The sequence below is a fragment of the Mycoplasma sp. 125 genome (assembly GCF_051549845.1).
GTDB lineage: Bacteria > Bacillota_I > Bacilli_A > Mycoplasmatales > Metamycoplasmataceae > Metamycoplasma.
Genome location: NZ_CP196079.1, coordinates 54,884 through 66,936, shown reverse-complemented (window position 1 = coordinate 66,936; position 12,053 = coordinate 54,884). Strand labels below are relative to the sequence as shown.

The window sequence follows — 12,053 nt, the reverse complement described above, 5'->3', positions numbered from 1 at the left end:
ATATGTCAAAACTTAATTTTAATAATGAAAATTTCAAAAATGAAGCCGAATTCGAAGAAAATGTTGTAAAGCTTTTATTAGATAATGGTTGAAAAAATCAAGGTTTTGGTCAATTAAATATTGATAATGAATTAAATAATGTTAGCGAACATGATTTAAAGTTAAATTGATTGCGTATCTTAAACCATAACAATGTGGATAAACTTGACGGTAAACCAATCACTGAAAAAGAATTAGATCTATTAATAAATGAAATACAATCTCAACAAAATATTGCTCAAGTTAATAGAAACATTATAAAACCAAATCAAGGATTGCAATTAAAAAGAGAACAAAAAATAATCCCTTTAACCTTAATTCATAAGGAACAACTAAATAATGATGGTGGTAAAAATTATTTTCAAATCGCAAGACAAGTTAGAATCAATAACAGCAATAACGACCAAAAAAGAAGCGATATTTTCTTATTAATAAATGGAATACCACTTATTCATATTGAATTAAAAAATAAAGATAAAAGTATTATTAATGCAAAAAATCAATTAATAAATTATAATGAAGCAACAAAAAGCATTTATAATGGTATCTTTAAATTCATACATATAGTAGTTGCAATGAATCCACTAAAAATGGAATATTCGCCAAGAAATAGAGAATTAAAATTTATTAATTGGTATGATGAGACTAATAAAAATGAGATTAATAATTGAGTTGATGTCGTTAAAAACTTTTTATCTATTCCAATGTCATTAGAATTAATTTGTGACTACACTATTCCGGACGGCGATGAACTAAAAATTTTAAGAAGTTACCAATACTATGCTGTTAAGAAAATTCTTGATAAAATTAGAAAAACGGATCTTTTTTTAGCAGAAAATGATGAACCTATTAAAGGGGGATTCATTTGACATGCTACAGGTTCAGGAAAAACCTTCACTAGCTTTAAGACTAGTTCATTAATAATTGAGCATAATCTTGCTGATTTAGTAATATTTGTAGCTGATAGAATTGAATTAGTGGATCAAACCTATAATGAGTTTGTAAAACATGATAAAAAGGTTACTGATGTTTCTAGTACAAGAGATTTGCAAAATAAGACAAGAAAAAACGAAGATCAACCAATCATTGTAACTTCAATTCAGAAATTAGATCGTATAAATGAAGATCATAAAAATATTCTTGATAAAAAAAGAATTGTCTTAATCTTTGATGAAGCCCACCGTAGTACATTTGGCTCAATGATGAGCAAAATTAAAAATACCTTTAAGAAAAAAACCATAATTTTCGGTTTTACTGGAACCCCTATTTTTGATGAAACACCTAAAACATATGATATTTTTGGCGAAAAATTACATAGCTATACTCTAGGGGATGCTATAGTACAAGAAAAGGTTCTAAAATTTAGTTGTAAATATAATATATTTGAAGATTTATATAAGTGAGCATTTAATTGCAATATTGAACATAATAAAAAATTTTGTACTGAAAAATTAAATTCCATTAAAAATGAAACATTAAAACAAGAGCTTCTTTCTTTAAAAAATGATGCTCCATACGAAGTTACTAAAAAATTAGAAGAATTTAATGAAAAATCAGATAATTTGGATAAACTAATTGAATTAGAAGATGAAATTAACTATATTTATGAAAGCGATTTATATAAAAATCTTGTAGTTGAAAGCATTTTAGACGATTGATATAATTTGGCGAAATCTAATGGTTTTAAATATAATTTTTCTTCAATTTTGGCCACTTCAAGTATTGAAGATGCAATAAAATATTTCCGTATATTTAATAAACATATAAATGATCTTGATATAAAAGATGAAAAACGTAATTTTAAATTCACCGCTTTATTTACAAGATCATTAGATAGTGATGAGTCTCCACAAAAACTTGAAAAGCTTGAAGAAGCATTTAAAGAAATATATAAAAAATACGAACAAGACTTCGATTTTAAAATTATTAACCAAAATGATGAACACGAACTATTCAAAAAAGACATTTCGCAAAGACTAAAAAGAATCAATATGGATGAAGATGATGATTCAAAAACTATAAACTTGTTAATTGTAGTAAATCAGATGTTAACCGGCTTTGATTCAAAATATATTCAAACAGTATATTTTGATAAACAACAAGAATCACAAAATTTAGTCCAAAGTGTTTCGCGAACTAATAGAAAATATAATATTCATAAAGAATTTGGTAGAGCACATTTTTACAAATTTCCATATCACATGAAGAAAAATGTTGAGGATGCATTTAGAAAATATGCTTATGAGGATTTAACAATAATCACAGTTTCCGATACATCATCTATAGTAAAATATGCAAATGAAGAATATAAAGAAGTTGAAAAATTATTCAAAGAATTAGGTATTAACTGATTCGAAAATATTGAATCATTTGACACTAATGATATAAACAAAGTTAAAAATCTTAAAAAGGCTTATAATCATTTGTGCAAAATTAAACGCTTAATAAATTCATTAAACTTATTGAGTTTTAAATGAGAAGAAAATGAAAAATTGATGTCCTTTGATAAAGAAATATCCGAAAGAATTGATGTGAAAATATATGAAATTGATGTTATTTTAACCAATCTTAATTCATTAGCAACTTTTAATGATTCGGATGATGAGCTTAGATTTTATAATACTGAAATTCTAAAAGATATTCAAAACAATAAAAAGCAAGAACTTTATGATAAAAATTTTTTCACAAATCTTGAATTAGAATTAAGAACTTGCAAATCGATACCTCATGTTTTAAGCAAGTATTATATTAAAAATCCCGAATGAATTAAGGAATGATGTAATCTTCCCGATAATAATAAACCTAGTTTAAATGACTTTTGAAAACAAAAAAAACAAGAAGAACTACAAAAAAATCTTGATGAATTAGCGATATATGGACTCGAAAAAGAAAAAATTGAAGAATTCGTAAATAATTGCTATATAGATATTAAAGAAGACATTAATAAAAACAATAATTTTGAAGCTTATATTTGACCGCTTGTTAAATCCCCGGACGGCCCTAAATATAAGCTAAGACCCCTAATTATTGATCTTATAAAGCAATACAAGGAAAAAAAATAGAACCTATTTGGTTCTATTTTTTAGTGTGGGCATTGATATATTTTAGTTTAAACTCGATATTGAACGCATAACAACATCGATATCTTTATTCTCTAACTCGTTAATAATATGCAAATATATTCTCTCAGTTGTGTTCATACTAGAATGACCAAGCCTTTTAGCAACAGAAGCAATCGATACCCCGGCGTACAACAATAATGATGCATGAGTATGTCTTAAACCGTGAATAGTTATGATAGGAACATTTGCTGTTTTGCATCTTCTGCTAAGTGTATCATTAATAGTAGAATTATAAATTTTTTTCTTAAGGATAAATATAGGTCTATCACCTGGCAAGTCTTTAACAAGACTCGAGAACTGTGAAATAGTCATTCAATCTAATGGAATTTTTCTAACCGAAGTTTTATTTTTGGTAGGTAAAAAACCACCATTTTCTTTATAATTTCATGTCTTAGTTATATTCAATGTTTGTTTTGAAAAATCAAAGTCTTCCGGCGTGATTGCTATAGCTTCCGAAAACCGCAAGCCAGTTTTCGCTATTAAAAGCAACAATCAATCACAATTAATTTTTTCGTTTAATTTCAAGGTTTTTAGGAGCAATTGAAGCTCAAATTGACTTAAAAACTTCTGCGCTTTCTTTTTAGGTGGTTTACCCTTTATAACAACCTTTCTAGTAGGATCATTATCTATTAAACCTTCATCAAATGCATCTAATAATGCGCTTTTTAAATGGTGGTGAAAATCCATTGTTGTTTGTTTTTCATGATAAGTAGCATAATCATTCAATATTTTTTGGTATTCCATTCTATCTATATCGCACAATCTTAACTCAGGCACCAATTTAATTATTCAATCTAATGATAACTCGTATTTTTTAAAACTAACGTTTCTTATAGAACCTTTTTTATATACAAAAATTCAATTTTGAAAATATTTATAAAATAAAATTTCTGATTTTTTTCTCATCTCTCCCCCAATTATGCCCACGCTGATGAAGGGTGATGAGGGTGTTTATGTTGTTAAAAATTGATGAAATTCTTTTTTGCTCTCTTAAATTATTGCTATATTTAAATAAAATTTCTTTCATTACATTATTCATTAATTTAGGATTTCCCACCTTCGTAACATGCTTTTTAGAAACCTTGTTTATTGATAATGCATTACACAAGTTTATAAAACCATTATCATTTAATAAAACACCGCAGACATTAGTACAATAGAACTTTTCATCTCTATATTTTACATCTCCAGCATATATTCCATCTGTTGTTCAAGTTATGGCTTTATCAAATAAATATGAATTATAATACCCCATTAAACCATTATTTCCAGTTTGTGATGAGAAAACTGGGTATTTAAAATAAGCATTTTTTTCTAATGATAATTTTTCTTTTCCAAGTACATAACCTCTAGTTATTGTAAATATATTTCCTATTTTTTCCTGTTCTCAAGCGTTAGTAAATTCCTTAAATCTTATTGATGGAAATGCAGATTTTTCATCCGCAAACATCTTTTCTAATAAGGTTTTTTTGATATTTTCTAAGGCATTTAACTTACGCTGATGAAGGGTGATGAGGGAGTTTATATTGTCAAAAAGGTGACCTAATTTATTTTCTTCTTTAAAGTTAGGATGAACAATTTTTAAATCACTAAGCATATCATATACGATATATGGAATACTTCCCCTGCGAGCTTCATCATTAATTTTTTTAGGTAATAAAGTAAATAATAAATAATACAAAAATACTCTATTAATTCCTATTTTAGTTAATACATAAGTCCTTTGATATGCGTTAAAAAAATTATCGGCTAAATGTAAATAACCCATAGATGCACCATTACCTGCAACTGTTATTGCGGGTCCTTTAAATGCATATGAATTTATTTTAAATTTCTCAATTCCTGAAGTATAAAAATCATATTTACCGCACTCAACCATAGCATTAGCATTTAACTTTCCTGTACTAATTTCACATAAATTCCCCAACCTTTCCTGTTCTCAAGCGTTAGTAAATTCCTTAAATCTTATTGATGGAAATGCAGATTTTTCATCCGCAAACATCTTTTCTAATAAGGTTTTTTTGATATTTTCTAAGGCATTTAACTTACGCTGATGAAGGGTGATGAGGGTGTTAAAAAAATCAAAAATAGTTGATATTTTAATTTGTTCTTTTAATAAGATAGGAATATTAATCGCCATTCCTGTTATTGTTTCTAGTCTAATAGAATCGACAGTGGCTTTAGAACTATCCGTAATAGCCCTTTTATAAAAATTCTGTGAAAAGTAATAATAAAAAAACTTACCATATATATTTGAATTAAAATTACTTATCTTATAACACCTTTGGTGTAGATCAAACTTACCATTTACATAATGAAATACTTTTCCTATATTTCCCTCTCCAATTGTTATTATCGCTTCTTCATCATATAAATATTTATTACTTCTACGCATTTCTTCTGATCTTATATAAAAAGGATATGCCCCATTTTTTACCGAGTCATTAGAATTACTTTTTCCATTTGTAATTTTTGCTATTTCTCCCAACCTTTCCTGTTCTCAAGCGTAATGCTAAAGATAAAAAATAAGGTGTTAAAGTTCTCCAAAATGTGTTTATCTAAAGATAATAAACCTAAGTTTATAAAAGAACTCAAAGAATTGATCATAGATTGTCTTTCTAGTTTTAAATTAGCATAAAAAAACTACCACATAATTTGGTAGTTAATCTTAATTATTATTTAGCCATTTGTTCGGCAACTTCTGCGGCAAAGTCAACTGTTTTCTTTTCTATTCCTTCCCCAACCTCATATCTCTTAGCACTAACTAAAGTCAAGTGAGAATCATTTAGATACTGTCCAACAGTTTTAGTATCTTCCATTACGAAGGGTTGATATAATAAAACACCTTTTTCGTTTAATTGTTTTCTTAGTAAACCTTCCTTAATAGATTGTTGAATCTTTTCAGGCTTATTTGCTAGAGCAGGTGATGCATCCAACATATCATGAATACCCTTTAACTCAACTGGACACAAACATTGTTCTGTTAAATAAGATGGGTTAAGAGCAGCAATATGCATCGATACATTTCTTAATGCTTCAGCATTAATACCCTTACCCATAATAATCGTTGCCACTCTATTATTAGCATGAGTATAGCCGGCCACAATTTCGCCTTCCTTAGCAACATATTTTAGCGCTCTTCTTAATGTTATTTTTTCACCAATTTTTGCTGTTAATAAACTAGTTTGATCCTCGATTGAAACACCATCAATTTTAATTGCCTGTAATTCTTCATCACTGGTAAAATCATTTACCAACAATGATTCACCGATTTTATTTGCTAATTCAATAAATAATTCATTTTTAGAAACAAAATCTGTTTCAGAATTAAGTTCAAATATAACTGCAACGTTATCTTTAACAACAGCTCTAACGATACCTTCGGCTGCGATTCTTCCAGCTTTTTTAGCAGCCTTTAAAATTCCTCTTTCTTGTAATCAGTCGATTGATTTTTCAACATCATTGTCATTAGCCTCAAGCGCTTTTTTAACATCTAAAAATCCTAAATTCGTTCTTTCTCTTAATTCTTTAATTTTATTTAAATCGATTGACATATATACCCTTTCTTATACTTTGAGATAATTTATTTTTCCTCAGGTGTTTTCGAAGATTCTACTGGTTTATTAAATCTTCTTTCTCTCATTTCTCTCATTTCGCTTGTTCTAGGATCTTCTGGTAAAACAATTTCCTCATTAGTTTTATAAGCAAATAATTGAGAACCACCTCTAGCAGAAGCAATAGCATCAGCTAAAATTGTAATAATTAAAGTTAATGATTTTGCCGAGTCATCGTTTGCTGGAATAACAAAATCTACTAAATCTGGATTTGAATTTGTATCATGAATTGCAAAAACTTTTAAACCTTTTCTCTTTGCTTCTCTAATAGCAATTTCATCTTCAACAGGTGAAGCAACAATCATAACTTGTGGCATCTGCGCTTTATTAGCTAGTTTTCTAATACCACCAAGGTTCTTTTGCAACTTAGCAATCTTCTTATCGTTTAGAAGACCTTCTTTTTTAGTATATCCTTGATATCCATTTTTTTGCAAAGCTTCTAATCTGTCAAGTTCCTTAACGCTCTTAAAAATTGTTTGCGAATTTGTTAAAGTTCCGCCCAATCAACGTTCAGTAACATAAACTGAATTAGTTCTTGCTGCTGCTGCTTCAATAGCAGATTTAGCTTGTTTTTTAGTACCAACTCAAATAAATGAGATTGGTTTTTGAGCCATTTTATTTAATAGTTTGTATGCATATTCTAAAGTTTTTTGAGTTTTAGCAATATCGATAATATGTATACCTGATCTTTTTCCATAAATGTATTGTTTCATCTTTGGATTTCAACGGCTTACTCTATGACCAAAATATGTTCCTGCTTCTAATAATTTTTCTCTTGAAACAATAACGGGTTCGCTAGATACTGCAGTTTTTTGTTCAACTGGCTTTTGTTCAACTTGTTTTTGTTCTGTTGTCATTTTTTTAATCTCCTTTTTAAGATATAAATAAAAATAAGTTTGTTTTTTCTCCCTATTGTTTCTAACAATCAACACCAAAAAAGGCACATGCGATTGAATTCACAATAGTGTTTGATAAATTAATTTTGTTTTTTCATAATCTATCGATACTTTTATAAAAAGTACTTTCAAATTTTAACACAATTTTAGTAAAAAAATAATAAGTTAGAAGACTGAAATTTATATGGTGGATTAATTATATGAATGATTCAGTACATACCAAAGGATTAACAAATATAAAAAATATAGGAATTCAAATTTAAATTTGATCAACAATAAGGCGTTTTGTTATGATAATTCAAAATTTTTTTGTATAAAAATACATTTCTTTTTTAGCTTAATAGAAGTAAAAATTAGGTATAATAAAAACACTTTTACGTAAGATAAAAATTTAATATTGAGGTTTTTTATGCAAAAAAGCAAAAAGAAGAAGATTTTAATAGCAAGTATTTCCACTGTTTCAATGCTAGGTATTATAGGGACTGCTGTAGGAATAGGATATGCTACTTTTTTAAAAAGCAACAAACAGCAGCAAGAAACACAAGACTTAATCACGGCTGCTAAAAATTTAGTTGCAAACATAGTGAATGAGGATAGCAAAAGAGATTTTTTAAAACAAATTAATGATCCTAAATTTAGACAATATTCGCCTAAAAATTATGCTACTCTACAAATTATTTTAAAAAACATAAAAAAGCAGATAGAAGAGGATAGAGCATTTGTTTTATCAAAAATTAATCAATTAAAAAACAACGAAATAAAAAACAATCTTCTCAATCGTTTTCAAAATAACAATAATGCCGCAAACCTAAAAAATATTTTAGAAGAAACTAACAGACAATTAATATTGCAAGAAAAAGCAAAAAGTTTGGAATTAGGTAAAATAGAACTAAATGCCTTGATAAAAGATTTAAGTAAGGATAAAAAAGAAAAATTTATCATCCAAATAAGTGAAGCTAAAACACTAGAAGAAATAAATCTAATTAAAAAAAATATTATTGATTTCCTATCAAAAATAAGTACTGAAGATCAACTATTAAAAAATAAAATAAATGCCCTAATCGAAAAAATTAATGCATCTGATATTTCAAACAATGATAAAGAAGAACTAGCAAATAAAGCTAAATTAGCTACGAACAATAATATCGAAGAAATTTCAAAATTGCTAGATTTAGAAATAAACAAAGCAACTCTAAAACAAGAAGTGTTAATTTTGCTTAATAAACTTTCTAAAACAAAGCAAAAATACAAAGAATTAAAACAAAAATTTAGTAATAAAGACGCAAACGTCGATGATTTTAATGATATTAAAAATCAAGTTAATAGTTACTTAAATAAGCTAAAATCTGATGTAAAAATATTGCTAGATTCCTTTCAAGATGATAATTTAAAAAAGGAATTAAAAACCGAATTAAGTAGTGCTGATAATGAAGAAAAAATATTAGATATTAAAGCAAAAATTCTTGCTCATCAAATGAAACCGGATGTGCAAAAATTATTAGAATTAATTTCAAGACTTTCTAGTAAAAATCCATTAAAAAAAGAGTTGTCAGACCAACTAAACCAACAAAATATTAATGCAAAAGAAATTGACAACATCATTAAAAAGTTAGATAATGAAATTCAAAAAATTTTAGACAAAACTGCTAAAAACATAGAAAAGCTTGATGGATCACCTAAATATAATGAATACCAAAATGAAATTAAAAAAGGCAATATAACTGAAGATGAGCTAGAACAAATTAATAATGATGCCAATAGTATCTTTGATGAATATAACCAAGAAGCAATTGCGTATGTAGATGCTCTTAACATTGAAATAACAATCAAAAACAAATTATCAACCTTAATTAAAACTTCTAAAAATATAAAAAATAGTAATTTTATAAATCAAAAAGCAAAACTATATAATGATATATCTTCAATTCATGACATTGAAAAACAAGAAAAACTAAAAAATGAACTAGAAAAAATTTCTTTTGCAAATAATGATTATCGTGATCTTTTTGGCGAGTTATCACAAAAAATTGATAATGAAATAAACAAGCAAAATAATAATTCAAATGAAGCACCACAAATACCATCTCCAAACATGCCAGATATAACTCCATCACCAGGCATAGATGTACCTGCTCCTAACTATGAAAAAATAAATGATAGTCAAGCATTACTTGCCGAAGCTCAAAAACAAATATCAACAGTAAATGAATTCTTTGAAAAAACAGATAATGATCCTGAATTGGTCGATGAACGCCATAAGCTTGCAATAGCATATACAAACTTAATAAAATATCGCGACCGCCAAAGAGATTACAATAATAACATCGAAGAATTAAATGATGCTCTAAAAGAATTTAAAACACAGTTATATAATCTAAGCCAAAAATTTAAGAAGGTTATTAGAAACCATGAGCTTCAAAAACTTAATACCGATATAAACTCAACAACTAATAATTCTAAAACCGATTCACCAAAGCACAGTCTAGGATTTGATTTAATATTCAATAAATCTACACAAAAATTCAATGATGCCAATGCTATTGTCACCCAAACACCTTATTATAAAAAGAAACTTCAAGAATTTAAAAACTATCTAAAAACAGCGAATAACAACACTGGTTTAGATTTATCAAATAACCGCTTAGATCCTGGTTTTTTAAACTATCTTAAGGAAGTTGGTATATATGGAGAATATGGTGATAATGATGAACAAAAATGACGTCAATTCTTTAATGGATACAATAAAGAACATATGATGAAAGCTTTGTTCCTTGACACTTTTGATACCATACCCAACAATTCTATCGAAATTAAACAAGATGAGAATATTGCTAATAAAATTAAGGGAATTATAAGAAACAACCCTTTTGGCTATCTTCCATCTAATCTAAGTCAGTTTCTTTATTATATCGACTTAGATACAATCAAAAAAATGATAGACTTCAATCAAGAAATTGAAGAAATAAAAGCTAAACATAATGATTTAACTGGCGAAATAACATTATTATTTAAAACTAAATCTACACAATTTAGACATCTAACACTTAACACAAGCAATTCATTACTAAGAAAAAATGATGATTTTTATCAATACATCTATGATAGGTCATTCTCACTAAATTATAAAGGTATTTATACAGTACGGCCACCCTTTGGTGGAAGTCCTTCGCAACGCTATACAAGTACTTCTGGGACAGCATGAATTGTAGACAGAATTGATAATAAAATAACAACCAATAAAAATGGTGGCGAAGAATATGAATTTTTAGTTGCAACCAATGCCCACGTTGCATCATTAACTCATATCTTTGACAAAAGTATTGTGTACAACAAAAATACAGATAAAAAAAATATTAATAATTTTGTTGGAAGGCTAGACCCTAATTTTAATTTCAATAAGCATAACTATGAAACTGCGGATAATGGTGAAATTATTAATGATTATCAAAAATACTTTAAAAAACCGCTAAACACACATCAGGGCACTGATACAAAAAGTCAGTATTTAGATTGGATATACTACACTCCAAGATTTAGCTCAAAAGGATTAAGAGCAAATCGGGCTGTCACAAATTTCTTTGATGAACTCACAGATGTCAATAACCGCCTTGGGACAGTTAAAAATGGCGGAGCTGATTTTGCAATTCTTAAACTAAGATTCACTAAAAATAATATAAGAGATCTATTTCCTACTCTATATGAAATTTTAGATACACCAGCCGAAAAGGATTGATATATTGGTTTTGGTAATGAAACAAATAAACAAAAGAATCACGAGAGCCCTATCCAAACTCATTTTGTGCTCGGTTTTCCAGATGTCAATGGAACAATTAAATTAAATGCTGCCAGATCACAAGGTGGCTATATTGAAACAAAAAACCGTGTTGTTGATAATGATAAAAATAACAAAGATAACTTTAATAGCTTATGGGTAAGATATAACGAAAAAGAAAACAAAGATTGAAATAGTATAGGCAATAAATGAATGGACTATGAAAAGCCATTTGGAAAAGCATCTGAACACGGAATGCCTAAAAATATTCTCCAACAGATGACAACACTATATCTTGACAATGAAAACAACGAATCACTTGATAGCGGTTCAAGCGGTTCGATGGTAATAGATTCAAGATTTAATTTAATTGGAATTAATTTTATTCATATTGTCGAAAGTGACAATTCTGAAAACAGGGGTAACCAAATTATCTTGTTTAGAGGCGAAAGTGAATATGATCCAAAAGAATTTTCAGGTGATATAAAGCATGATTTCATAACAAAACTTGAAGTAGATAAGCTTAAAACTATTAAGCTAAACCCTAAAATTTAAATCAAAAAAATATCCCCAGCTTATTGCTGAGGATTTTTAATATATAAAATTCAAT

6 protein-coding genes are annotated in these 12,053 nt (G+C 27.6%); 2 read left to right on the top strand and 4 right to left on the bottom strand.

The features are described from left to right. Nucleotides 1-2: 2 nt before the first annotated feature. Nucleotides 3-3,101: an HsdR family type I site-specific deoxyribonuclease gene (locus ACSH4Z_RS00270; RefSeq protein WP_438340634.1), complete on the top strand. Its 3,099-nt coding sequence runs from the start codon at nt 3-5 to the stop codon at nt 3,099-3,101. A gap of 42 nt (nt 3,102-3,143) precedes the next feature. Here ACSH4Z_RS00270 and ACSH4Z_RS00265 read toward each other — a convergent pair whose 3' ends face one another. From ACSH4Z_RS00265 to rpsB, 4 genes are all read right to left on the bottom strand, one after another. Further along, on the bottom strand, nt 3,144-4,067 hold the full coding sequence (locus tag ACSH4Z_RS00265) for a site-specific integrase (protein ID WP_438340633.1): 924 nt from the start codon (nt 4,065-4,067) through the stop codon (nt 3,144-3,146). Beyond that, complete coding sequence (locus ACSH4Z_RS00260; RefSeq protein WP_438340632.1) at nt 4,036-5,649, bottom strand: restriction endonuclease subunit S; 1,614 nt, start codon at nt 5,647-5,649, stop codon at nt 4,036-4,038. The genes ACSH4Z_RS00265 and ACSH4Z_RS00260 overlap by 32 nt, the downstream gene beginning before the upstream one ends. A gap of 187 nt (nt 5,650-5,836) precedes the next feature. Next, nucleotides 5,837-6,715, bottom strand: coding sequence for a translation elongation factor Ts (gene tsf / locus ACSH4Z_RS00255; protein WP_438340631.1), 879 nt, complete (start codon nt 6,713-6,715; stop codon nt 5,837-5,839). A gap of 29 nt (nt 6,716-6,744) precedes the next feature. After that, nucleotides 6,745-7,632 (bottom strand): 30S ribosomal protein S2, encoded by an 888-nt coding sequence (gene rpsB / locus ACSH4Z_RS00250; protein ID WP_438340630.1) that lies wholly within the window; start codon nt 7,630-7,632, stop codon nt 6,745-6,747. 448 nt (nt 7,633-8,080) lie between these two features. Between rpsB and ACSH4Z_RS00245 the strand changes: the two genes are divergently transcribed. Next, nucleotides 8,081-11,998 (top strand): MAG2960 family serine endopeptidase lipoprotein, encoded by a 3,918-nt coding sequence (locus ACSH4Z_RS00245; protein ID WP_438340629.1) that lies wholly within the window; start codon nt 8,081-8,083, stop codon nt 11,996-11,998. Nucleotides 11,999-12,053: the final 55 nt, after the last annotated feature.